General features: G+C 70.9%; 24 protein-coding genes. 8 read left to right on the top strand and 16 right to left on the bottom strand.

Features of this window, described 5'->3' with window-relative positions; translation table 11 throughout:
- Positions 1 to 342 precede the first annotated feature (342 nt).
- The gene (locus FH610_RS10630) at positions 343 to 2,517 is read left to right on the top strand and encodes a heavy metal translocating P-type ATPase (protein ID WP_240808886.1); all 2,175 of its coding nucleotides are present in this window, start codon (positions 343 to 345) and stop codon (positions 2,515 to 2,517) included.
- Here the strand turns inward: FH610_RS10630 and FH610_RS10635 are convergent.
- From FH610_RS10635 to FH610_RS10675, 9 genes are all read right to left on the bottom strand, one after another.
- Positions 2,496 to 3,425 carry a sulfite exporter TauE/SafE family protein gene (locus tag FH610_RS10635; protein WP_139574168.1) on the bottom strand — a complete coding sequence of 310 codons (930 nt, stop codon included), beginning with the start codon at positions 3,423 to 3,425 and terminating at the stop codon, positions 2,496 to 2,498. The genes FH610_RS10630 and FH610_RS10635 overlap by 22 nt on opposite strands.
- 18 nt (positions 3,426 to 3,443) lie before the next feature.
- Positions 3,444 to 4,031, bottom strand: a complete 588-nt coding sequence (locus FH610_RS10640) for a rhodanese-like domain-containing protein (protein WP_240808887.1) — start codon at positions 4,029 to 4,031, stop codon at positions 3,444 to 3,446.
- Between the two features lie 34 nt (positions 4,032 to 4,065).
- Positions 4,066 to 5,406: an MBL fold metallo-hydrolase gene (locus tag FH610_RS10645; protein WP_139574169.1), complete on the bottom strand. Its 1,341-nt coding sequence runs from the start codon at positions 5,404 to 5,406 to the stop codon at positions 4,066 to 4,068.
- 200 nt (positions 5,407 to 5,606) lie between these two features.
- Positions 5,607 to 5,870: a metal-sensitive transcriptional regulator gene (locus FH610_RS10650; RefSeq protein ID WP_139574519.1), complete on the bottom strand. Its 264-nt coding sequence runs from the start codon at positions 5,868 to 5,870 to the stop codon at positions 5,607 to 5,609.
- A gap of 235 nt (positions 5,871 to 6,105) precedes the next feature.
- A complete protein-coding gene (locus FH610_RS10655) occupies positions 6,106 to 7,116 on the bottom strand; it encodes a sigma-70 family RNA polymerase sigma factor (RefSeq protein WP_139574170.1) in 1,011 nt (336 codons plus the stop codon).
- 11 nt (positions 7,117 to 7,127) lie between these two features.
- Positions 7,128 to 7,316, bottom strand: coding sequence for a hypothetical protein (locus FH610_RS10660; RefSeq protein ID WP_139574171.1), 189 nt, complete (start codon positions 7,314 to 7,316; stop codon positions 7,128 to 7,130).
- A 76-nt stretch (positions 7,317 to 7,392) separates the two neighbouring features.
- Positions 7,393 to 8,130 carry a DUF899 domain-containing protein gene (locus FH610_RS10665; RefSeq protein WP_139574172.1) on the bottom strand — a complete coding sequence of 246 codons (738 nt, stop codon included), beginning with the start codon at positions 8,128 to 8,130 and terminating at the stop codon, positions 7,393 to 7,395.
- A gap of 26 nt (positions 8,131 to 8,156) precedes the next feature.
- Positions 8,157 to 8,462: a hypothetical protein gene (locus FH610_RS10670; protein ID WP_139574173.1), complete on the bottom strand. Its 306-nt coding sequence runs from the start codon at positions 8,460 to 8,462 to the stop codon at positions 8,157 to 8,159.
- Positions 8,463 to 8,646: 184 nt separating this feature from the next.
- Entirely contained in the window at positions 8,647 to 8,994 is a 348-nt protein-coding gene (locus tag FH610_RS10675) for a substrate-binding domain-containing protein (RefSeq protein ID WP_338104532.1), read from the bottom strand.
- Positions 8,995 to 9,330: 336 nt separating this feature from the next.
- Between FH610_RS10675 and FH610_RS10680 the strand changes: the two genes are divergently transcribed.
- Complete coding sequence (locus FH610_RS10680; protein WP_139574174.1) at positions 9,331 to 11,058, top strand: RICIN domain-containing protein; 1,728 nt, start codon at positions 9,331 to 9,333, stop codon at positions 11,056 to 11,058.
- Between the two features lie 176 nt (positions 11,059 to 11,234).
- Here FH610_RS10680 and FH610_RS10685 read toward each other — a convergent pair whose 3' ends face one another.
- On the bottom strand, positions 11,235 to 13,310 hold the full coding sequence (locus FH610_RS10685) for an ATP-binding protein (RefSeq protein WP_205825687.1): 2,076 nt from the start codon (positions 13,308 to 13,310) through the stop codon (positions 11,235 to 11,237).
- A 187-nt stretch (positions 13,311 to 13,497) separates the two neighbouring features.
- Between FH610_RS10685 and FH610_RS10690 the strand changes: the two genes are divergently transcribed.
- Positions 13,498 to 13,641 (top strand): hypothetical protein, encoded by a 144-nt coding sequence (locus FH610_RS10690; protein WP_161627968.1) that lies wholly within the window; start codon positions 13,498 to 13,500, stop codon positions 13,639 to 13,641.
- 174 nt (positions 13,642 to 13,815) lie between these two features.
- Complete coding sequence (locus FH610_RS10695; protein WP_139574175.1) at positions 13,816 to 14,760, top strand: NADP-dependent oxidoreductase; 945 nt, start codon at positions 13,816 to 13,818, stop codon at positions 14,758 to 14,760.
- Positions 14,761 to 15,070: 310 nt separating this feature from the next.
- Here FH610_RS10695 and FH610_RS42815 read toward each other — a convergent pair whose 3' ends face one another.
- The 5 genes from FH610_RS42815 to FH610_RS10715 form a co-directional block, all read right to left on the bottom strand.
- Complete coding sequence (locus FH610_RS42815) at positions 15,071 to 15,547, bottom strand: flavin reductase family protein (protein WP_161627969.1); 477 nt, start codon at positions 15,545 to 15,547, stop codon at positions 15,071 to 15,073.
- On the bottom strand, positions 15,544 to 16,767 hold the full coding sequence (locus tag FH610_RS10700) for a styrene monooxygenase/indole monooxygenase family protein (RefSeq protein ID WP_161627970.1): 1,224 nt from the start codon (positions 16,765 to 16,767) through the stop codon (positions 15,544 to 15,546). The genes FH610_RS42815 and FH610_RS10700 overlap by 4 nt, the downstream gene beginning before the upstream one ends.
- A 110-nt stretch (positions 16,768 to 16,877) precedes the next feature.
- Positions 16,878 to 17,852: an AraC family transcriptional regulator gene (locus tag FH610_RS10705; RefSeq protein WP_139574176.1), complete on the bottom strand. Its 975-nt coding sequence runs from the start codon at positions 17,850 to 17,852 to the stop codon at positions 16,878 to 16,880.
- Positions 17,853 to 18,248: 396 nt separating this feature from the next.
- On the bottom strand, positions 18,249 to 18,947 hold the full coding sequence (locus FH610_RS10710; protein ID WP_139574177.1) for a response regulator: 699 nt from the start codon (positions 18,945 to 18,947) through the stop codon (positions 18,249 to 18,251).
- A complete protein-coding gene (locus FH610_RS10715) occupies positions 18,944 to 20,200 on the bottom strand; it encodes a sensor histidine kinase (protein WP_139574178.1) in 1,257 nt (418 codons plus the stop codon). The genes FH610_RS10710 and FH610_RS10715 overlap by 4 nt, the downstream gene beginning before the upstream one ends.
- A 271-nt stretch (positions 20,201 to 20,471) precedes the next feature.
- Between FH610_RS10715 and FH610_RS10720 the strand changes: the two genes are divergently transcribed.
- The 4 genes from FH610_RS10720 to FH610_RS42825 all read left to right on the top strand — a co-directional run bounded on the left by FH610_RS10720 (position 20,472) and on the right by FH610_RS42825 (position 22,734).
- Positions 20,472 to 20,873 carry a DUF6223 family protein gene (locus tag FH610_RS10720; RefSeq protein ID WP_139574179.1) on the top strand — a complete coding sequence of 134 codons (402 nt, stop codon included), beginning with the start codon at positions 20,472 to 20,474 and terminating at the stop codon, positions 20,871 to 20,873.
- Between the two features lie 35 nt (positions 20,874 to 20,908).
- Positions 20,909 to 21,556 (top strand): sulfotransferase, encoded by a 648-nt coding sequence (locus tag FH610_RS43620; protein ID WP_205825688.1) that lies wholly within the window; start codon positions 20,909 to 20,911, stop codon positions 21,554 to 21,556.
- On the top strand, positions 21,442 to 21,858 hold the full coding sequence (locus tag FH610_RS10725) for a DUF6223 family protein (protein WP_167538709.1): 417 nt from the start codon (positions 21,442 to 21,444) through the stop codon (positions 21,856 to 21,858). Before FH610_RS43620 ends, FH610_RS10725 begins: the two co-directional genes overlap by 115 nt.
- A 603-nt stretch (positions 21,859 to 22,461) precedes the next feature.
- Positions 22,462 to 22,734, top strand: coding sequence for a hypothetical protein (locus FH610_RS42825; RefSeq protein WP_161627971.1), 273 nt, complete (start codon positions 22,462 to 22,464; stop codon positions 22,732 to 22,734).
- Between the two features lie 373 nt (positions 22,735 to 23,107).
- Here the strand turns inward: FH610_RS42825 and FH610_RS10735 are convergent, their stop codons facing one another.
- Entirely contained in the window at positions 23,108 to 23,686 is a 579-nt protein-coding gene (locus FH610_RS10735) for a hypothetical protein (protein WP_139574180.1), read from the bottom strand.
- Positions 23,687 to 23,701: the final 15 nt, after the last annotated feature.

Here is a 23,701-nt window from a genome sequence, read left to right on the forward strand (position 1 = left end):
TCACCTGTCGGGCAGATCGTCCGCCGAAGCACTGAGCACGGCTCCTGGCCTGGGCAAACCAACGCCGGGTCGTCGGACAGGCGATCGCCCTTCTCCACGGCTGACGGGCCGGCAGTGACGATTGGGGTCGTTCGGCTCTATCGGTCGTCAGGGCAGGACGGTCGTATAGAGGGCAGCACTCTCATCGTCTCGTCATTGTGGAGGCGCGACATGCTGCGCTCTCTTGGCGCCGTGGGTGATCGGTGGCGTGAGCCGGTGTTCCTGGCAGCGACCGGTGGCGCGCTGGTCGGCGGAGGTGTGGCCTGGTTGGCCGGGGCAACGGCTGTCGCGGATGGATTCTGGATGGCGGGGACCGCGGTGGCCGTCGTGCCCGCGGTGGTGTGGGTGGTCGCCGCGTTGCGGAAGGGGCGGGCGGGCGTCGATGTGATCGCGGCGCTGGCGCTGGCCGGGACCCTGGCGGTCGGGGAATACCTGGCGGGGGCTTTGATCGCGGTGATGCTGGCCACCGGGCGGGCGCTGGACGCCGCGGCGGAGCGTCGGGCATCGCGTGACCTGCGCGCGCTGCTGGAGCGTGCGCCGCGCTCTGCTCGCCGCCGAAGCGGCGATGAGGTGGTCGTCGTCGCCTTGGCGGAGGTGCGGGCGGGAGACGTGGTGGTGGTCGGCCCGGGCGAGGTGGTGCCGGTGGACGGCCGGGTGCGCACCGGGCCGGCGATGCTGGATGAGGCCGCGCTGACCGGGGAGTCCACCCTGATCGAACGCGGTGTCGGCGAGGCGGTCCGCAGCGGGGTGGTCAACGCCGGCGGTGCGGTCGACATCGAGGCGACGGCTACCGCCGAGGACAGCACGTACGCGCAGATCGTCCGGCTGGCCGAGCAGGCGGGCGCGCAGCGGGCGCCGGTGGTGCGGCTGGCCGAGCGGTACGCCGCCTGGTTCCTGCCGCTGTCGCTGGCAGTCGCCGGGGCGGCGTGGTTGATCAGCGGTTCTGCGGTGCGGGCGGTGGCGGTCTTGGTGGTGGCGACCCCGTGCCCGCTGCTGCTGGCCGCTCCGGTCGCGATCGTGTCGGGGTTGTCGCGGGCGGCGCGCCAGGGCGTCATCGTGCGGGACGGTGGGGCGCTGGAGCGGCTGGGGCGGGCTCGCACTCTGCTGCTGGACAAAACAGGCACGTTGACTACGGGCCGCCCGCGGGTTCTGCAGGTCGCCGCCGCTCCCGGCCGGACACCGTCGGAGGTGCTGCGGCTCGCGGCGTCACTCGACCAGATGTCCGCTCACGTGCTGGCTGAGGCGATCGTCGGGGAAGCGCGGGCCCGCGGCTTGGCGCTGTCGGCGCCGCGGGAGGTGACCGAGGAGCCCGGCCGCGGAGCGGCCGGCGTCGTGGACGGGCAGCGCGTGCGCGTGGGCAAGACCGTGACACCGCTCGAGGCCCGTCCCGGCTGGGCTCGCGCGGCTGACAACCGGGCCGCCTTGGACGGCGCCGCCGTCGCCTGGCTCACCGTCGACGACGCGTTGAGTGGTGCGATCTTGCTGCTGGACCCGTTGCGCCACGACGCTCCCCGTACGCTGCGGCGGCTGCGCTCGGCGGGAATCGGCCGCCTGCTGATGCTGACGGGCGATCGCGCCGAGCCCGCCCGGGAGGTGGCCGCGGTGGTCGGGCTGGACGAGGTGCGGGCCGAGCAGTTGCCCGCGGACAAGGTCGCCGCGGTCAGAGCGGAAACCTCGCGGGCGGTGACGGTCATGGTCGGCGACGGCGTCAACGACGCCCCGGCGCTGTCGGCGGCCGACGTCGGCGTGGCGATGGGAGCGCGCGGGTCCACCGCCTCCTCCGAGGCCGCCGACGTGGTGCTGGTCACCGACCGGGTGGACCGGCTCGCCGACGCCATGGAGATCGCGGTGCGCACCCGGCGTATCGCCGTGCAGTCGGCCGCGGGCGGCATGGCCATGTCGCTGGCGGCCATGGTGGTCGCGCTGCTGGGCCGGCTGCCGCCCGCGGCCGGGGCGCTGCTGCAGGAGGCGATCGACGTGGTGGTCATCGTCAACGCGTTGCGTGCCGTGCTGCCCCGGCGCGGCGCCCGGCCGGTGCTGGAGCCGGCCACCGAGGACCTGATCCGCCGCTTCGCCGCCGAGCATGACGATCTCGCCGACGTGCTGGACGCCGTACGCGATGCCGCGAGCCTGCTGGCCGTCGAGCACGGGCCGCGCGTGCTGGGCGCCGTCCGGGAGGTCGACCGGTTGCTGACCGAGCGGCTGCTGCCGCACGAGTACGCCGAGGAGCATGAGCTCTACCCGGCCCTGGCCGCCCCCCTGGGCGGAGGAGAGGCGACCGCGACCATGAGCCGGGCCCACAGCGAGATCGATCGCCTGGCCCGCCGGATCGCCACGCACGTGAAGGTCGCCGACACCGCCGGCCGGTTGCGGCCCGAGCAACTGGAGGATCTACGAGCCTGCCTGTACGGGCTGCACTCGGTGCTGCGGCTGCATTTCGTCCAGGAAGAGGAGAACTACTTCTCCCTCGCCCCGTGACCGTCGGCGGCGCGAGGCGTCAAGCCGTACCCGTAGAAAGACGGCGGGGCTGACCCGTCGCGGTGACGCCCCTTGCGCAGGAGCAGGCAGGCGATCGCCGCTGTGACGGCCGCGGCGCCGGCCAGCAGCGCGGCGATGCCCCAGGCGGTGTGGAACAGCGCGGGCGGGGCCTGCTGGATGAGCACGAAACCGCCCGTCACGAGGACGAACCAGCCGAATCCCGTGCGCAGGCGGTCGGCGTGGACGCGCCCCGCGAGCCATCCTCCGGCGAGACCGCCGGCGACCGCGGCCGCCGTGACGGGCAGGGCGATCGACCAGTCGACCGGGACGGTCTGCAGATAACCGGCCAGCCCGGCGAACGACTTCATCGCGATCACCACCAGGGAGGTGGCGACGGCCGTGCCCATCGGCATGCCGCCCAGCAGCACGAGCGCGGGGACGACGAGGAACCCGCCGCCGGCCCCGACCAGCCCGGTGACCAGGCCGACGACGACGCCTTCGACGACGACGTGGAGGATCGGCAGCTCCTTGTGGGCCGGGGCGGCCTCGGGCGTCCCGCGGCCACGGATCATGGCCACAGCGGTGGCCACCATCATCAGCGCGAACCCCGCCAGCAGCGCCACCGCGGGCAGACGCGGCCCGAGCAGGCCCCCGCCGTACGCGCCGGCCATCCCGGCCAGACCGAAGACCAGTCCGGTCTTCCACCGGATGCGGCCGGCACGGGCGTGGCCCGCGGCGCTGACCACGCTGGTCACGCCGACCACGAACAGGGACATGGCGATCGCGGCCTTCGCCGGGACGCCCGCGACGTAGACGAGCAGGGGGACGGTCAGGATCGATCCTCCGCCGCCGAACAGGCCCAGGGTCAGGCCGACGACGACGGCGCCGGCGAGGGTGAGAGCGGTCATGTCGTCGCCTCGGATCCGTCAGGCCGCGCTGCGGCCGGGGCGGCGGATACAGGCGAGCGCGGCGTCCACGTCGGCGCCCTCGCCGCGGTTGTACGGCAGGCGGGCGAGCAGCATGCCCATGGCGCAGGTGTCGGTCAGCCCGGCGAAGACCAGGCCCGCGCCGACGAAGGCGCCGGCGAAGCGCATTCCCGGCAGCCACAGGTCGGCCACGATGGACGCCAGCACGATACCGCCCGCGACCAGCCGGACCTGGCGCTCCAGGCTCCACCGCTGCTTGCCGCGCACGACGGGGGCGCCGGAGGCGATCCATGCGTTCATCCCGCCGGTGAGCACAACCGCGTCGGGCAGTCCCGCGTCGCAGAGCTTCTTGTGCGCCTGGGTAGCCCGGCCGCCGGACTGGCAGATGAGCAGCATCGTGCCGCCGGCGTCGTCGACGATCCGCCGCAGGTGGGCGTCGACCTGGTCGAGCGGCAGGTTGATCGCGCCGCTGATGTGCGCGGTCTCGAACTCGGCGGGAGTCCGCACGTCCACGACCAGCACGTCCGGGTTGGAAGCGATCAGCGCGCGGGCCGTCGCGGTGTCGATGTTCGGGGATTCGGTGTTCACGGCTTCCTTCTCGTTTTCGTCGCAGGTGGGATGGTCAGGCGGCGCGGCGGGCCCGCAGTTCGGCGGCCACGTCGGGCACGCCCGCACCGTCGAGCACCGCCGGGATGTATCCCTCGCGGATGAGCAGGGTGGCGGCGATGGCCGCGCGCCGGCCCGATCCGCAGGCCACGAGCACTGGATGGTCGCGGTCCAACTCGGCGGGCACGCCCTCGGTCACCAGATCGGCGAGGAATCGTTCGGCGGCTCCTTCCAGGTGTGCGACCGTGCGCTCGTTCGGCATGCGCACGTCCAGCACCTGGGCGCCGGGCTGGGCCGCTCGCACGGTGAAGGTCACAAGGTCCAGCCGTTCGAACGTCGCGGTCGCGGCCGGGCCGAGGTCGCGCACGACGCCGCGTACGGTGTCGATCCCGATTCGTGCGAGCTGGGTCACCGCCTCGGCCGCGTCCTGGCCGGGCTCTGCCACCAGCACGATCGGGGACCGGTACGGCAGCAGCCACCCGGCCCAGCTGCCGAAGTCGTCGCCGAGTTCGATGCCGATCGAGCCGGGCAGGAAGCCGTCCGCCTGCCTCTCGCGCGGGCGGACGTCGACCACCCGGGCGTCCTGGGGCAGGTCGCCGATGGCCAGCTCGGGTGCCGCGGTCGAGGGCATCGGCGGCACGCCGAGCGTGTTGGCGGGGCCCATGTACTGGTAGAAGGCCGGGATCCGCATGGGCGCGGCGAGCAGTTCGTCGGCCAGATGTTCGGCATCCTCGACCGCGAGCAGGGGGTTGGACCTGATCTCCTCGCCGATCGTCGAGGTGTAGCGGCCCGCGCCGCTCGCGGAGCAGAACGACCCCTCGCCGTGCGTCGGGAACAGCCCGACCTCGGGGGGCAGCGCCGCCAGCCGGCGCAGCGAGCGGTGCTGCAGCCGGGCGAGGGTCCGGGCCCGGGCCGTGCCGAGCAGGTCGGGCCGGCCCGCCGAGGCCACCAGGAGGCTGCCGCCGGAGAACACCGCGACCGGCTCGCCCTCGATGAGCACCAGGTAGCTGGTGTGCTCGGGGGTGTGCCCCGGGGTGTGGATCGGTCGTAGGGACAGGCCGTCCCCGCCCTCGATGTCCTCCAGGTGGAAGGCCGGGGTGTGAGGGTAGGCGGGCGCGGCGGCGGCGGGCAGGACCAGCTCGGCTCCGGTGCGCAGAGCCGCCTGCTCGCCACCCGACACGTAGTCGTTGTGCAGGTGGGTCTCCACGACGAGACGCAGCTCCACGTCACGCTCGGCCGCCGCCCGCAGGAACCGGTCGATGTCGCGCTGGGGGTCGACGAGCACCCCCTTGCCCTCGTGAGTCAGCAGGTAGGTCTGGTCACCGAGACCCGAAGTGCGGAAGGACACGATCTCCACAAGGAACACCTCTCTTCTAGATACCCCGGGGGGTATATGACGAGCAAAAAAAGAGACCGAGGTCAGACGACGTGGGCGGGACGGTCGCACGACACTTCGCGGTCCGCCCCGCCAGGCGGTCGAGTGAGATCGGTAGCACCTTACATACCCCGGGGGGTATCAGGGGGACATGAAAAGGCGAACCTTCCCGGAAGGGCCGCCTATGCCAGGGCCAGAAACAGCTTCTCCAGCTCGGCCATACTCATCGGAGCCTCCTCGCCCCGCTCCTGTGCAGCCTGACAATGCCGCAGTCCGCTGGCGACCAGTTTGAACCCGGCCCGATCGAGCGCCTTGGAGACCGCGGCCAGCTGGGTCAGCACCTTGGCGCAATCCTCGCCGGCCTCGATCATCGCGATCACCCCCGCGAGCTGACCGTGTGCTCGCCGCAGCCGCGTCACCGCATCGCCGACCATCGCCTCGTTCATCTGCACGCCTCGTTTATACCCCCGGGGGTACTCTTCGAGCAAGTCGGTGAGCTTCGGCGCAGGAGCGTCACGGCCAGGCGCGCTCGAGGCTGTCCGCCAAGCTCACCACGGGCTGAAGCGCTCCGGGTCGGGTGGCGACCCTACGGGCCGGCTCCAGCCACTGAGCGTAGGAGTCGGTCCCGTGTCCGGTCGGCGGGATATGCCCGATCGCGGTGAGCAGGCGCTGGTGGCTGAATCACCCCCGGGGGGCGGCGCCGTCGAGGGTCGGCGGCAGTCCGCACAACCCGAACAGGCCCGCGTCGAGGAACGCGACGACCCGGGCGACACCGGCGGCGGTGACGGTGAGGACCTGGAGGGCGTGCGCGCGATACACGCCGTCGCCGTCGCGCGAGTAGGACCCGAACGCGGGCTGCCCGTTCACGCTTGTCGGGACCATCCGCTGCTCGCCTGCGGCAAGGACCCTGGCCCTGAGGAACCGCAGGACCGTCTCCCTCCCCGCGAACCATGTGGGGATCGGCGGCATCTCCCAGACCGCGTCGTCGGTCAGCACCCCCGCCAACACGCCGACGTCGGCGCTCTCGAACGCCGCGGCGTACCGGTCGAGCAACGCCCGCCGGGCCGGGTCGGCCGGTTCCGCGATCCCGTCCTGGGTGGGGGCGATCTGGCTGAGCTGGGCCCGGGCGCGCTGCAACGCGCTGTTGACCGCGGCGGTCGTGGTGCCGAGCAGGCCGGCGACCTCACTCGCCCGCCAGGCCAGCGCGTCGCGCAGGATCAGCACCGCCCGCTGCCGGCCGGACAGGTGCTGCAACGCCGCGATGAACCCCAGCCGCATGGTCTGCCTCGTCTCGACGATGGCGGCCGGATCGGCCGGGGCCGAGCCGAACAGCGCGTCGGGGGCGGGCTGCAGCCACGGCACCTCCACCGACCCGTGGCGCGGCGGCTCGTCCGGGTGATCGCTCGGGCTGCCCAGGCCGGACGGCAGCGGGCGCCGGCCGTTGCCCTCCAGCGCCTTGAGGCACGCCCGGGTCGCGATTCGGTACAGCCAGGTGCGCATCGAGGAGCGCCCTTCGAAGCGGGCGTAGCCGCGCCACGCCTGCAGGTAGATCTCCTGGAGCACGTCCTCGGCGTCGTGAATCGACCCGAGCATGCGGTAGCAGTACGCCAGCAGTTCGCGCCGGAAGGGCTCGCTCCGCCGGACGAACTCCTCGTCGGGCGTGCCGGCCTCCGTGGTCGCCGTCCGCGTCATCGTCCCTTCACTCATCCCATCGGCCAGAACATCGTGGCCATCGCCGCGGCCATGAGAGCGTGCGCCACATCGGAGATCCTTTCCGCGGCGCCCGGCGCCGCCCCACCTGAGCCGGGTCGCACTCCACGGATCAGGAACCACGCCGCCGTGCCCGCGAGCACGAGGATGAGCATCCACCTGAGTGTCAGGGACTCGATCATTGCGGGACTCCCGTGTTCGAGACGGACGGGTGACGCCCCCTGGCGAGGCGTCACCCACGATGCCGTCGGCGTCTGCTCAGTGATGATGGGCGTGGTGGGAGTGGTCCGCCCCGCCCTCGTACGTGTCGTGGTAGGGGAACTCGTTGACGTAGCGCCGCCGGCCCAGGGGGGTCAGGTCGAGGTAGTGGTAGGTGCTCAGCATGACCTCCGCGCCCCGGCCGTACGTCGAGTAGGTGTGGAAGACGCTGTCCTCGTCGCGGACGAAGACGCTGATCCCCTGGGCGTCGCCGTGTACCGCGTACCCCAGGCCCTCCCGCTCCAGGGTCGCCTTGTCCTTGTAGTTGTACTCCACCCGCGCGACGGCCTCGTCGTTCGTGACGTGGAAGTCGTAGTTGAAGTCGCTCCCGGCCGAGGAGTACCACGGGATGGTCCACCCCATCCGCGCCTTCCACCTTTCGATCTTGGCCAGGGGTACGCGGGAAACGAGCGCGAGCGTCGTGTCACTGGCGTGCAGGTGCTCCAGTCGGCCCACGTTGTCGACCGCGAACGAGCAGCTCGGGCAGCCGTCCTCCCAGTCCTCGTTCCACATGAAGTGATACACGAGGAGCTGACGGCGGCCCTCGAACAGGTCGACCAGGCGGGCCGTGCCGGCCGGGCCCTCGAAGACGTAGTCCTTGTCCATCCTGACCATCGGCAGCTCCTGACGCCGCGCGGTGACGGCGTCCTGCGCCCGCATGGCGTCCTTCTCCTGCTCCAGCAGCTTCAGCCGCGCCGCCATCCACTCGTCGCGTGACGCCGTCCGTGGGAGAGTCATCGTCTTCTCCTTCTGCTCTGAATGTTTCATGACCGGAACAGGCGGTAGGAGCCGACCAGCGTGGCGCCGGCACTGACCGGCGGGACGGCCATGCGACCGGCCGCGCCGTGCTGGAACTCGGCGAACGCCGCCGACCGCCGGAGCGGGTTGTCGTCCCCCTCGATCAGGGCGACGTGCACGAATCCGACCCCGTCGGCCAGGCGGAACGCCCCGTAGCGCAGCCCCTCCGGGGCCGTCTCGTTCAGCTCCCGGAACACGCGCTCCACCAGCCGCTGGTTCTCCGCCGCCGAGTCGGCGCGTGTCTCGTAACGCACCACGACTGTCTCGCTCATCTGGACGACACTCCTCATCCGCCTGAAGTCACACCGGAAAGCGGCCGCGCCGTTCTCCGGTCGTCTACAGGTACAGAGGCGCCGCGTCGAAGAAATTCATCGGCCGGACGCGAATGATGTCGATCCGTCGGCCTCGGCGTGCGGCCCGTCACCCGTCGAATGGGCATCGGGCACCGGTGCGGCCTCAGGCGCAGTCTGTCGCTCGTGGTGAGCGGGGACGGGCGGCGAGGGTCATGGTGTCCCGGTTGTCGTAGCCCACGACGGCGACCTGCTCGGGGACCGAGATGCCGCGTCCGCGAAGCGTGCCGGTGACGCCGCGGGCGATCTGGTCGTCGCCGCAGAAGAAGGCATCGACGTCCGGCCGTACCGCGGCACCACCTCCGCGACGCGCCGCCCCCGCTCCAGTCGCCGATGTGGGGCCTGCCGGTGACCGGCCGAAGAGAGGCGTGGCCCTTGCCTTTGATGATCGTACGGCCCGGCTCCGGCACACGCAATCCTTTGCTCTCCACCTCCACTGCGGCTGTGGCCCCACCGCTTTCCTTAATTGGGCAATCGTGTGCGGAAGAAAACTCGCCTGGCTAACGGTCTTGACGGCCAGACAAGTTCACCGTACGTTTCCGGCTCGGAAAACCTTTGCGCACAGTTGCCAAACCCGGCTTGTGTGCGCTGCGTCGTCGTGACCGCCGCACAGCACCGATCTGGGGAATCCCATGTCCAGCGAGTCTTCCGCTCCCTCCGCGACCGGCGCGGTCGAGGACCGAGGCCATGGCTACCCGGCCGCCGGTGCCCGTGGACGCGGCCCCCGGCCGACGACCCCCGCGGTCCGCTCGGCACCACCACCCCCCAACCACTCCTCAGGAGAGACGCAGTGAAGACGACCAGACCCAGAGCCGGGCAGGCCGCTGCCCTGCTCACCTCGCTCGCACTCACCGCAGCCGGCGCGACCCTCGCCGCCGCTCCCGCCCACGCGGCCGCGAGTGCCTCGACCACCCTGGTGGTCAGCGCGAACCAGCCCTTCCGTCCGGTGACACACGTGGCCACCGGCTCGCTGTACGGCCTGGCGGACGCGACGACGCCGTCGGACAGCCTGGCCCAGGCCATCAAGCCGAACACCTTCGTCCAGAAGCCTCAGGGCGGCAAGCAGCAGCCGACGGGTGACATCCTGACCGTCGCCCCGAAGGCTGCCAGGGCAGGCGCGAAGGTCGTGAACCGGCTGTCCGACGTCTACGCGGGCTGGCCCTACCAGTTCAGCTGGAGCAACTGGTTCAGCCTGGTCGACCAGCAGATCGCGCAAACCAAGGCGTCGGGCATCACCAACCTGGCCGCCTACGAGCTGTGGAACGAGTCGGACAACACCTGGAACTCGTCCAACGGCACGTACGAGGACTTCTGGACCAGGACCTACCGTGAGGTGCGGGCCAAGGACCCGACGACCCCGATCCAGGGGCCGAGCTTCTCGGACAACATCAGCGACATGGACAACTTCCTGAGGAACGCGGTCGCGACCAACACCGTCCCCGACATCATCGCCTGGCACGAGCTGACCAGGGCCTCGAAGATCGCCGGTGACGTCGCCACGGTCGTCAACCTCGAGAAGAAGTACGGCATCAGCCCGCGCCCGATCGCCATCGAGGAGTACGCCTCGCCATCCGAGGTCGGCATCCCCGGCGCCCTCGTCAGTTACATCGCCAAGTTCGAGCGGCTGGGCGTCCACGACGCCGAACTGGCGTTCTGGAATCAGTCCGGCACGCTCGGCGACCTGCTCACCGGCCGGGGCGGCTCGCCCAACGGCGCCTACTGGCTCTACAAGTGGTACGCCGACATGAGCGGCAACATGGTGACGACCACCCCGCCCGCGCAGACCGGCATCGACGGCGCCGCGGCGATGAACAGCGCGGGCAACCAGCTCAGCGTCATCTTCGGAGGCGGCTCCGGCGACAGCGCCGTGGTGATCAACGGGCTCGGCTCCTTCGGCGGCACCGCCCACGTGAAGCTGGAGTACACCCCCTCCCCCGGCCGTACGGTGGCCGTCTCCGGGCCCTCCACGCTGAGCGAGTCGAACTACACCGTGAGCAACGGCTCCATCACCGTGCCCGTCTCGGCGATGAACTCCACCCACGGCTACCACCTGGTCGTCACCCCGGGCAGCGGCGGCGGCAACCCGGGCACGCTGGCCGGCACCTACCAGATCAAGAACGTGAACAGCGGCCTCGCCCTGGACACGCAGAACTCCGGCACCGCCCAGGGCACCCTGGTCGACCAGGCCACTCCCTCATCCGGGAACACCCAGACCTGGACCCTCGTCGACAGCGGCTCCGGCCTCTACAAGATCGTGAACAGGGCCAGCGGGCTGGTCCTCGGCATCACCAACATGAGCACCAGCAACGGCGGGACCGCCCTGATCTGGGGCGACAGCGGCACCGCCGACCACCTGTGGTCGTTCATCTCGGACGGGAACGGCCACTACAAGATCCGCAACTACAACAGCGGTCTGCTGCTCGGCGTCAACGGCATGAGCAAGTCCTCCGGCGCCCAGGTCCTCCAGTGGGAAGACAACGGCACCGCCGACCACCTCTGGACTCTCACGGCCCGATAGAACCCGTACGAAGCTGAGATCACGCGGTTGCGCGTTCAGCTCCGTCGGAGCCGTCGACGCCGGTAGATCACCTCGTCGTGGCGTGGGGTGACCCACTGATGACGAGTGGTCCGGGATCGAGCCCCCCCTGCCCCTGGGCGAGCGGGGCCCGATCCCGGACCTGCGACGGCAGTGCCTCACCCCTCCGGTGACGAGCACGGCGTGGACGGCACGGACACCGTGGCCGTATGGCGCAGCAGTTGCTCGATGAGCCGCTCCTTGGCCAGGGCGAGGTGGCGCCGGTAGGTGCCGTAGGGCACCCCCAGCCGTCGGGCGGCCGCCTTGTGGGTGCGGGAAGCCGCGATGTACGTGGCGGTGAGAGCCTCGTGGGCCTTGACGCCTGCAGGATCGACCTGCAGCGCGTCGAGGGCGGTCGTGATCGCGCTGCGCAGGTCCGCAACGGGGTCGGCCGAACCCTGCCGCACGAGGTGCGAGTGCAACAGGACGCTGGTCGCGAACTCCCGGGGAGCGCGCCACGTGCGCAGCGCTTCCACCACGCCCTCCTCGAACGCGGCGCGCGGCAGGTCGTCGCCGAACTCGTCAGCCGAGCCACCGGCGGACGGAACTCCGGCCAGCGCGGCCACGGGCGCGGCCAGTGCGCGAGCCCTGTGCTCCACCCACTGCTCCACCGGTTCCCGCCGCCAGTCCCTGCCGAAGACGTGCTGCTCCCGCCCTCCGACGTCCACCGCTGCGACCTCGTACAGCCCGGCATCGGCGAGGTAGCGCCTCCACCGCTGGGCGTCCTCGAAGACGGTGAAGGTTATCGCGCGTCCGCGGGTCCTCATCTCGTCCGCGATGGTGCGCCGGCTGATCAGGTCCATGGGGGGCGAGGGCCGCTGGTGCCAGCCGGGCTGCACCGCGAAACGGCGGATGGCCAGGTGCTCGCCCTGTCCCAAGGGAGCGGCCGCCTCCACGTGATCCCAGAGCGCCGCGATCACCGGATCCGCGGACCGGTCCTCGGGCAGCGGTGCCTCCAGTCGCAGGATGGCCATGAACGCAACGGGCGCGGAGGAGCCCGCGTAGCGGTAGACGCGGAAGGCCCGCGGCTGGCGGTTCAGCCAGTGCGCGACCACAGTCGCGGACGCCGGACCCTCCGCCTCCTCCGCCATACGCAGGACGTCAGGCACGTCGCCGGGCTGGAGGGGGGTGTCCTCGACATGGGGGTGCGCCCGCCAGTCGTACAGGTCGTTCGGGCCGTCCTGGTCGCGGAAGAGGAACATCCACTCCGCGACGCGCACCAGCGCATCGTCCTCGGAGGCGGAGCGCACCGCTTGCAGACACGCGACCGAGACGCGTACGCGTACGTCGTCGTAGCGCTCGGGGTCCCGCCAGCGCAGGTCGGCCTCGAGCGTGGCCCGCACCGCGTCGTGAGGATGCAGCCCTTCAGGGGTGGCCTCGACGTAGGGCAGCTGACGCAGCCAGGGGAACACCGTCGCGGTGTCCTCATCACCCAGCACCGCGCGCAACAGCGACTCGCGCGTGACGTAGGCCTGCGCGACGACCTCGAGGGCGCGCCGGTGAGCGGTGCTGGGCAGGTCGCCCACCAGCCGCTCGACCAGAGTCGTCAGTACGTCGCCGGTGGGCTTCCATGGTGCGCTCGCGCCCGGCGCCGCGACGGGCACGGAGGCGGCGAGCGAGAGGACGAGTGGGCTGCCCCCGGCGAAGGCGACGATGGCGCCGCGCTGCTCAGCGGTGACACCACGCGCAGCGAGCAGGGCGTCGGACTGGGCGGCGTCGAGCGGCCGCAGGACCAGGTCGGCGAAGAGCTGCGCCCAGCCGGGATCCAGCGACCACTCGGCATCGGGGGCGACCCTGCTCGCAAGCACGACGAGCGCACCCTCTGCGAGCCGAAGCAGGAAGGTGTCGCGCAGCCACGGCTCGAGCGGCTGGCAGCGCTCGAAGGTGTCGATGAGGAGCACCGCGCCGGGCTCGGCGCACGCCAGGGCGGCAGCCTCCTCGAGGCGACGCGGATCCGCGTCGAGGAATCGCGCGTCGATGTGCACCACGCGGCGGCCGGCGAGCTCCGCCTGCCGGGCGGCGTAGCGCAACAGCGAGGACTTGCCGATGCCGCCGGGGCCATGGAGGTACGCCACGAGCGGAGCGTCCGCCGCTCCCGACAGCATCCGGTCGAGCACCGCCCGCTCCGGCTCCCTGCCCACCAGCGCGCCGGCTCGTGCTGCGGCCAACCGGCCCGCCAGTCCCGTCGCACCCACTCCGCGCTCCTCTCGTCGATGCCATCTTCCCGGGCCGAGGACCCGACCGGTAAACCATGCGAGCGCCTCGGTGTGGGCACCGCTGGGCGCGAGTGAGCACCGCAGGACGTGGAGACCGGGCAGCGGTACGGCGCAGGGTCGAAGGCAGGAGGACGGCGCCGCCGCCCACGGACCTCGAGGACCGACCATGAGCATCCCCACCTCGCTCAGCGCGAGGACCAGCAGCAGCTCGAGTGGATCGGCGGAGACGTCTTCAGCCTACGTCGGGCTCCAGCAGGCGGAGGACGAGTCGGCCTCGACGAGGAACTACTCGACCGCGGTGCCAGGATGAGTCCCTCCGCGTGGAGCCCCGTGTCCCTGGTCGTCATCAGCGCCGGCGCCTGCGACCCATGCCCCACCCGCCTGCTCGCGGACCGGATCGCGGAGTCCGTCTGCCGGTCGCTCACAACCGGTGGAAAAAGGGTCGAGGAGGCGAAGTTCGACGCCAACGAAAGTGAGACCCGAAATGAAGGCAGTGCGTTTCCACGAGTACGGCGACCCCGACGTCCTGCGCTACGAGGACGTGGAGCAGCCCGTCCCCGGTGCCGGGGAGGTCCGGATCCGCGTCGCCGCGACGTCGTTCAACCCCGTCGACGGCAACATTCGCGGGGGCTACATGCGCGGCCCCATCCCGGTGGTGCTGCCACACACCCCCGGCATCGACGTCGCCGGCACGGTCGATGCGCTGGGCGAGGGCGTGGACGGCATCGAGGTCGGTGACGAGGTTGTCGGCTTCCTGCCGATGGTGGGGAGTGGCGCGGCCGCGGAGTACGTCCTCGCGCCGGCCGAGATCCTGACGCCGACGCCCAAGAGCATCCCGCTGCCCGACGCCGCCGCGCTGCCGTTGGTGGGCCTCACCGCGTGGCAGGCGCTCTTCGACCACGGCGAACTGACGGCCGGGCAACGCGTGCTGATCAACGGCGCGGGCGGAGCGGTCGGCGGCTACGCCGTGCAGCTGGCCAAGAGGGCCGATGCCCACGTGATCGCCACGGCCGGCCCGCGCAGCAGTGAGCGCGTCAAGACGGCGGGCGCTGATGAGATCATCGACCACACCATCACCGAGGTGACCGCGGCGGTTTCTGAGCCGGTCGACGTCGTGCTCAACCTCGCGCCGGTCGACCCCGCGCAGCTGGCCGCGCTGGTCGCCCTGGTCCGTCCGGGCGGTGTCGTCGTGAACACGACGGTGTGGATGCCCGCGCCCGGCGACGAAGAGCGCGGCGTGCGCGGCGTCGACGTCTTCGTCCGCAGCGACGCCGAACAGCTGTCGCGGCTGGTGGCGCTGGTCGACCGCGGCGAGCTGCGGGTCGACGTCGCCCTGCGGGTGCCGCTGGCCGAGCTGCCGGCAGTCCACGCCCAGGCCGCCACGGGCGCACTGTCCGGCAAGGTCATCGTCCTTCCGCCCGCCGCCTGACGCCCTCCTCGACACCAGGTCCGGCACCAGCCCACTTTCTGCGGCAGGTGCTCCCCCGCTGATGCCGGGATCGGCCTTGCCCTTCCACACGGGTGAGTCCCGCGATAACGCTGCCGCCGTCATCTGTCGACGGCCTCTCGTCCGCCGACCTCACGACGGCGGGCCCGGGCCTCCCCTCGGGCACGCCGCCGTGAGCGTCTGCCATCAGGCTGTACGGGCGCGGTACGACCAAGCAGCGAGAAACAGGCCGATGCTCCAGACCGCCGGGGTGCCGGGCTCCCCCGGGAGACGGAAGGGGCCCGTCCGCTCCTCACCGCCCCGGGGAGGAGGCGAACTCGCGATAGCGGCCGGAGTGGAAGAGCAGCGGCTCCCCTCCCGACCGTTGGTGGTGCTCCACCTCGCCGACGAAGATGTGGTGATCGCCGCCGGCGTGGACGGTCACCGTACGGCAGGAGAAGGTGGCCAGGGTTCCGGCGAGCATGGGCAGCCCGGTGGGGGTGGCGAGCACGTCCACTCCGGCGAACTTGTCCGGCGCCGGCGTCGCGAACCGACGCGACAGCTCGTCCTGGCCGGCGGCCAGGATGTTGACCGCGAAACGCCCCGCGCGCAGGAAGACGGGCGCGCTGGGAGCGCGGTCCGACAGGCACCACAGCACCAGCGGCGGATCGAGCGAGACCGAGCTGAAGGAGTTCACCGTCACCCCTGCCCGCTCCCCGCTCGCGGTCGCGGTGGTGATCACCGCGACCCCGGTGGCGAACTGCCCCAACGCCTCGCGCAGCGATCTCATGACGCGACCCGGTCGAGGTAGGCCTGTGCCTTGTCGGCGTCCATGAACCATTCGGCGTAGTCGGTGGGGTCGTCGAAGCCGTTGACGAAGCGGGAGGCGATCTCCGGCACCTGGCCGGCGGCGCCCAGAAGTGCCAGGTGGTGCGGTTCGGCCGGGGCCAGCAGCGCGTTGGTCCAGCGGGTGACGTGCTGGGCCTGCGCCCAGAAGCGATCGAAGGTCTGCCGCATCCAGGCCGCGTCGAACGGCTGCTCGCCGCGCTCCAGGATGGCCTGGAGGTAGGTGGCGGCGCACTTGGCGGCGTTGTTGCTGCCCTGCCCGGTGATCGGGTCGTTGAGCACCACCACGTCGGCGACCCCGAGCACCGGTGCGCCCGACGGCAGGACGGCGACCGGGTGGCGCACGGTGGGGCTGAAGCGCCCGGTCAGCACCCCGTTGGCGTCGGTGAGCTCGATCCCGGAGCAGCGTTCCGCCTCCCAGGGGAAGAAGCTCTCCAGGATCCGGCGGCTGCACGCCAGGTGCTCGGCGGGGCCGCGCACATCGCCCCAGCAGTCCATCGGCCCGCCCGGCACACCCTCGAACACCATGATCTCGCACGGGCCGCTGTGCGTCAGAGCGGGGAAGACGAAGTACTCGCCGACGCCGGGCAGCAGGTTGAAGCTGACCGCGGAGTGCTCGGGCCGGGGGGTGAGACCGTTGACGTAAGTGACCGCCAGCGCCCGCTGCGGGGTGCTGTATGTCGAGCGCGCCGCGTCCCGCTCGAACAGCGAGGCGATCTCCCCCTTCCCCGCGGCGACCAGGGTCAGGTCGTGCTGGGCCGCGTAGGTCTCCAGATCCTCCGGAGTGGCGTCGTGGATGACGAGCTTGCCGCCGAGCCGTTCGACCTCGTCCAGCCAGGCCGGCATCTTCACCCGCTGGTCGACCGAGAGGGCGGGAGCCTTCAGCCGGGCCGCCCAGCCGAGAGCCTTGCCACCCGCGGGGCTCGGGACGGATAACTCGATGCCCTCGATGGGCGGGCAGACGTCCGCCCACCAGTCCAGGCCGAGCGCGCGCTCGTGTGTCCGGGCGGTGCCGAACATGCACTGGCCCGACATCACCCGGCCGTCGCGAATCGATTCCGGGGTGCGATTGGAGACCACGGTGACGTCGTAGCCGTTCTGCAGCAGGCCGATGGCCAGGTGCAGACCCGCCTGACCGGCACCGACGACGAGGATTCTGCGCATGAGGGTGTTTCCTTTCGCTGAAAGTTGCGGTTTCAGCGAAACTACGGCCGAAGCGGCCCGGTGATCCATCCGCTCAGCGCGGATTCCGTCCATCTGGCGCGGGATCCGCCTCAGCCGCGTCTCAGGGTCTCCGACGGGTGCCGGCCGTACTTCTGGCGATAGAGCGCGGCGAACCGGCCCTGGTGGAGGAAGCCCCAGCGGGCGGCGACGCTCGTGACGGTGTAGCGGGCCGGATCCCCGGCGGCGAGCTCCTCGTGCACCTTGGTCAGCCGTACCTCCCTGAGCTGCGCCATCGGCGTGCGGCCCACGTGGACGCGGAAGCCCTCCTGGAGCGAGCGGCCGCTGACCGCCACGGCCCGCGCGACGTCCTCGGTGCTGATCGGGAGGTGGGCGTGCTGCTCGATGAACTCCAGCGCCCGGCGCACCACCTTGGGAAGCACGGGCGGCCGAGGCGCCGTCAGCCGGTCCTGGTAGTTGGACGGCTGCATCGTGAGCAGGGAGGTGAGCAGCGCGTTCTCCAGGTGGGCGACGGCCAGCGGCTGCGCGGTCAGCCCGTCGTCGTGCTCGGCCTCGCGGACGATCAGGTCGGCCATCGCCCGCCAGGCGCGCGTCCATCCCGCGGTCAGGTCCACGCCCAGGTCGAAGACGACCGGCCGGTCGAGCGGCTCGCCGAGCATCTGCTCCAGCGAGCGTTCGACCGCCGTGCGCTCGAACTTGACGATCAGCTTGGGGGTGCCCGCCGCCCACCGCATGTCGAGATGCTGCGTCGGAGAGGGGAGGGCGGCCGTCGTCGGGGTCGAGACGATCTCCTGGCTCCCGCTGCGGATCAGGCTGCGTCCGGCCAGCGGGATCATCACCAGAAAGAAGGTGCCGAGGTCGCCGGGTTCGATGCGGACGTCGGCCCCGTAGTCGAGGTAGCTGATCCGGACCGAGCCGAGCCGGACGGAGTTGAACCGGGCCGACAGCAGGGACGCCGCGCCGGTCAGGTCCAGCCGATGCGGGCAGAAGACCCTCGCCACCTCGTCACGGACTTCGTCGAGGTCGGTGCTGGCGAAGACGGGTCTGTTGCCGAGCAGCACTTCCATCGATCTCCCCCACTCCGACGACCTGTCATTCGGATAATCGCGGGAGGCTTCTCGGCGTTCCATACACAAGGACGATTCCGCGGGACATTCCTATTAAGACCAGGCGGCGTAGGGTTTTTGTTCGCGGTTCTCCGTGAACCGTCCCGGTTTCGATGGAGATGTCAGGATTGATTCCAGCGGGTTCGCTGAGATGGTGTTGAGCGGTAGGGGGCTTCGTACTCGTCCGGCGGGATGTTGCCGATGGAGGAGTTCAGGCGGGTGATGTGCCCACCTAAGATCTTGTCCGAGGTGCGGTTCGTGCAGGTCGACCGCGTCGGCACCGCGACAGACCAGCGTGCGGGCGATGTCGGGCACGGCCACGCCCGAGTCGCTGCGCGAACGCGACATGGCCGTGCCTTACATCGCCGGGCTGACCAGTCCTGTTTGATATGCGATGACGACCAGTTGCGCACGGTCGCGCGCACCCAGTTTCGCCATCGCACGGCTGACATGGGTGCGCGCGGTGGCCGGGCTGAGAAACAACTCGGCCCCGATCTCGTGGTTGCTCAGTCCCCGCCCCACCAGGGCCAGCACTTCGCGCTCGCGCTCGGTCAGCACCGCGAGCCGGTCCTCCCCGGCCCGGGCGGCTGTTCGTAGCGCGGTGAACTGGCCGATGAGGCGTCGGGTGATCCGCGGCGCGAGCAGCGCGTCTCCGGCGGCGACCACCCGGATGGCGTGCAGGAGCTCGGCCGGCCCGGCGTCCTTGAGCAGGAAGCCGCTCGCGCCGGCTTGCAATGCGTCGAAGACGTACTCGTCGGTGTCGTAGGTGGTGAGGATGAGGACTCGGACCTGCTCCAACCCGTGCGTCTCGGCGATCTGGGCGGTGGCTTGAATCCCGTCCAGCTTGGGCATGCGGATGTCCATGACGACGACGTCGGGACGGGCGGCGCGGGCCCGCTCGACGGCTTCGGCACCGTTGGTGGCTTCCCCCACCACCGTGATGTCGTCCTCGAGGTCGAGCAGGACCTTGAACCCGGAACGCACGAGACCCTCGTCATCGGCGAGCAGCACCTTGATCTGAGCGTTGGTCGACGGTGAGGCGGCCGCCGCGTTCATGAGCGCGGCCCTGTCGGCGCGAGGGGCAGTCGTGCCTTGACTTCGAACCCGCCACCCGGAAGCGGCCCGGCGTCGAGTTCTCCGCCCAGCAGCCGGCAGCGCTCGCGCATGCCGACGATGCCGCGGCCGGGCTTGGCCGCGCCTCCGGTGCCGCTCGGATGCCGGGCCGGTAGGCGCGGATCCGCGGAGTCATGACCGGGGGCGGCCCGGCGGCCCTCATCGGTCACGCGGATCTCCAAGGCCTCGATCCCGGGGTTCAGCGCTACCGTCACCCCAGTCGGACCGACGTGGCGGACCACGTTGGTGATCGATTCCTGAACGATCCGGTAGGCGGCACTGCCCACCGCGCTGGGCAACGGCGCGGCGGGCGAGGCATCTTCGACCTTGATGTCGAGTCCCGCCTCGCGTGCCTTGGCGGCCAGTTCGTCGATCTGCCCCAGCCCGGGGTACGGCACCCGCCCCTCGTCGTCGTCACCGTCGTCGTGACGGAGCACCCCGAGGACGGCCCGCATCTCCTGCAGCGCCCGGGAACTGGTCTGCTCGATGGCGCGCAGCGCCTCGCGCGCCACTTCCGGCCGTTTGTCGAGCACATGCGCGGTGACACCGGACTGGACGTTGATGATCGCTATGGCGTGCGCGACGGTGTCGTGGACCTCGCGCGCGATCCGGAGCCGTTCGGCGTCCACACGCGCCCGCGCTTCCTCCTCGCGAGTCCGTTCAGCCAACTCAGCGCGCTCCTGGGCCTCGGCCGCGATGACCTGCCGGGACCGGACGGACTCGCCAAGGGCCGCGCTCATGACCGACGCGCCGATCCGGAAGAACACCCAGCCGATGGCCGCGCGTGGCTCGATGTCGGCCGCAGCGACCAGCCAGCCGATGGCGAGCACCGAGGTGCCCACGCCGGCGATCAGCAGCGACCGGCGCCCGTCCCCGTAGGCGGCGAGGGTGTACAGGGCGACGAAGAGCCCGAGCCAGCCGGGACCGTCCGGGAAGTCGAGGCCGTAGTACACCAAGCTGGCGAGCGCGGCGGTGACGAACACCGGCACCGGCCACCGGCGGCGGACGGCGACGACCACACCACTCACGATCAGCAGGACATATCCCAGGTTTCCCAAGTCGGTAAGGGGACGCGGTACCACCTCGCCGGCATTGCGGACTATCGTGCCCTGAACCTGCATCACGGTGATGAACAGCGCGAGCAACACGTCCTGCGCCGGCACCGGCAGGCGCAACGACACCACGCGGTGTTCCATGCCGCGATCCTACGGTTCCCTGTGTGCGGGACCACTCCGCCCAGACGCGCGACCGCCCTACCGCCGGGAGCGTACCTAGGTGCGAGTCGTCTACGCAGAACTGCGTAGACGCTGCCGTCCGCCGTCGGAGGCCCCGGCCGTCTCGACGGCGCGATGATCGATTCCGTGACATCCCTCCCAGGCGGTCTGCACCGGCGCCTCAGCCGGCACAGGCCCAGTCACCGTCCTGCACACGCTGCGGGCGCCCGTCATCCGACCGAGAGGATCCTCAATGTCCGTCCTGTTCGTGCTTGCCGCACAGGCGGCCTCGCCGGTCTGTACGACGCCGGCAGAATGTGCGGGCCAGGGTGTCGATACTTTCCTCGGAACCCCTGAGCGAATCTGGGCCAGTGCGGCCGCACTGGTGGCGCTGGGCGCCGTGGTCATCGGCTGGCTGGCGCTGCGCTCCGTCCGTCGTATCGACAACGGCGGCAGGAGGGCAGCCATCGTGGCCTTGGTGGCGGGGCTGACCGGCGGGCTCAACGGCGCGGTGAAACTGGCTGTCGCCGACGGTGGTCTCGGCACCGGCAACGGAGTGTTCGGGGCGGCCATGGCCCTGGTGCTCGGGCTGGTCGGTGCGGTCCTCGGCAGGCTGGCTCTGGCCCGCTCACGCCACACGCAACTGAGCGGCTGACCGCCGCGAATACAAGCGCGCGATCGAGGCCCCTGATGACCGTACACACCTCGGTCATCGCACGGCGGCCGCTCCTCGTGATCTTGTGCGCAGTGCGACGCCCGCCGCCTCCGGCCTGCCGCTGGACTGGGACAGCGGAAGAGATCGCGGTAGCGGCGTTCCACCGTCACACGGCCGTTGTCCAGAACAGCCTGCCCGCGGATCGCCTCCTGGTGTTCGACGTCCGCGAGGGCTGGGAGCCGCTCTGCCGGTTCCTGGACGTCGAGGCTCCCGCCGGCGAGCCGTTCCCGCACCTCAACGACTCCGAGACCATGCAGCACGCGCTGCGACAACTGTTGACCGATGGCAGCATCGACTCGGCTTTCATTTTCCGGCACGCAGGACTGAACGGCATCACACGCCTTCCACAGGACGGTTCTGCGGAGGGGCACGAAGGTCGTCCTCGCCCCCTGTCAATGCGATTCCGTGAAACCCCTCCCAGGCGCTCGACACCGGCACTCGACCGGCATGGGCGATTCACCGCGCTGCACGCGCCGCCGACGCCCGTCATCCAACCGAAAGGATCCTCATGTCCCTCCGTCACTTGCCGGCCACCGCCGCAGCCGCCCTGCTCGGAATCGTGGGGCTCGCCACACCGGCAACCGCGCACGCTCTGGTCCAGCCCGTCGATGCTTACACCTTGACCGCCGGGCGTCTCTGGTCCGTGGTGGCCGCGCTGCTGGGGCTGGCCGGCGTCGTCATCGGCGGGCTGGCTCTGGCCCGCTCCGCCGGTCGTATCGGCACCGGCACGGGGAGAAGAGGGGCCATCGTGGCACTGGCGGCGGGGCTGGCCTGCACGGTCATCGGCGGGCTGGTCGTGGCCGCCGCCGACGGTGGTCCCGGCACCGGCTACGGAATAGTCGGGGGCTACGTGGACCTGGTGGTCGGGCCGATCGCCATGATCCTCGGCGGGCTGGCTCTGGCCCGCTCGCGCCGCACCGCCTGACCCGGCACCGGGCCAGTGCCCGTGTCGTTCTCCAACGGCCCGAATGGTTCGTGCTTGATCCTGGACGTGCCGTATCAGGAGGTCTGCCGTAGCAGGCGCACCGATCCGACGGCCTGGCGCGCGCACTGGTAGCCCGCTCGGTGTACTGCTTGATCTGGAAGACGTCCGCCGCTGGGTGGGGTCGGCGTCGGCGGTGATGCGGGCGGAGGTCTTCTTGCCCAGGCGCACGTAGCGGCCGAGGCTGGCCAGGTGCTGATGTCGGCTCTTGGCCTGGAGCTTGGGCGCGGTGCGACCGGCTTGCGCGAGGTGCTGCAGTGCCGAATGACGCAGCTGATGCAAGATCTACCCTTGGTGGTGCGGGTCGAGCTCGGCCGAGGCGGTCTTGAACAGGTACTCGGCGCGCGGATAGGACAGGCGGCCCCACCCGGTGACGGAACAGACGTCGCCGGACGCCCGCACGCGGCGGCCGGAGGTGAGAGCGCGCTGGTCGGCCCCGGGCGTGGCGGAACTCCAGGTCGAGGCCCTCGACGTTGAGGGTAAGGATCTTTTCGGCGCGGGCGGCCGTGTCGTACAGGAGCCGCCACAGCAGGCGTCTCGCAGCGCGTGCGGGGGTTGGTGAACAGCTTCTCCAAGCGGGCGGCGGGGATGGCGCGGTCGCCGCGGCGGGCGCTCTTGCGCCGCTCCAGCCGCCGGGCGGGGTTGGTCGCGAGGAGGTCCTGGCGCCGCCCGGTTGGTGAAGGAGACCAGGGCGGACAGGTGGCGGCGGCCGCGGTGGTCCATTGGTTCATCACCGCGGCGTACTGCTCGGGCGCGAGCGTGGCGACCGGGTGCCCCGGCCCGGCCACGGAGGTCAGGCGGGCGAGGGTCTGGGCGTAGCCGGCGCGTGTGGCGGCCACCTGGTGGGACTGCAGGAGGCGCTCGACGGCGGCCGCGATCGACGAGCCGGTTGAGCCGATGGCGGGATCGCTTGGCGGGAGGGGCGGGCCGGGGAAGGCCACGACGGACACGGCTACCCCCCTCCGCGTCGCTGTGTGACACAGGATGGAGCCGAGTCGGCGGCGCGGCAGTTGACGGCAAGCTGGGCGGACGTAATCCGCTGAGGGCAGGTGTGATAGATAATGCAAACTTCTGTGTCACATGCCGCCGGACCGCCACCGGGAGCGGAATGGGATTATCTGCCCAGAGTCACACCGAGCCGTCAACAACTCCGAGTTTGGATTCGCCCTGGCTTTCTCCTGCGGTACCGGGCTCAGTGGGGAATGCGAGGCCACGCGCCCTTGGGAATTCGGTAAAGGACACGCGGCACCGCGAACCAGGCCCGGTCGAGAAAACGGCCGGTGACCCGCCCCGCGAGGATGAGGTAATTTTCCACCTCCCCCTGGAAGTCAGCGAATGCGTCCAGATCGTGCACGTACTCCCGGAACCCTTCCACCCCCACTGTGCCCATGAACTCCCCGTCCTGGTAATAGACCATTCCCTCATCGTCGATCTCGCCCAGCTCGGCCATATGCCAATAAGTGATGATGAGCCTTCCTCCCGCACTGACCTCATCCCGCACTGTGAAAGCGCCGCCCAGGGTGATCGCGACAGACCAGCCCGGCGAGTGCGTCCCGATCCACACCAGAGTGTCCTGCCCGTAATCATCGGCCAGGCGATATGCGGTTTCGAGATCACAAGGAATTCCGGAACTTGGATCTGCGCGGAAGCGCGCGGCGATTTCCTCCACGTCCTCCGTGTCGATCCAGGCCGCATCGAAGCAGGCGTTCAAGCCGTACTCGTCCAGGAGGTCCCACTGACTCTCCGTGGGCAGTGCCCGCGTCATGTCCATCGTCCTGCTCCTTTG

The organism is Microbispora catharanthi, from assembly GCF_006334915.2.
GTDB lineage: Bacteria > Actinomycetota > Actinomycetes > Streptosporangiales > Streptosporangiaceae > Microbispora > Microbispora catharanthi.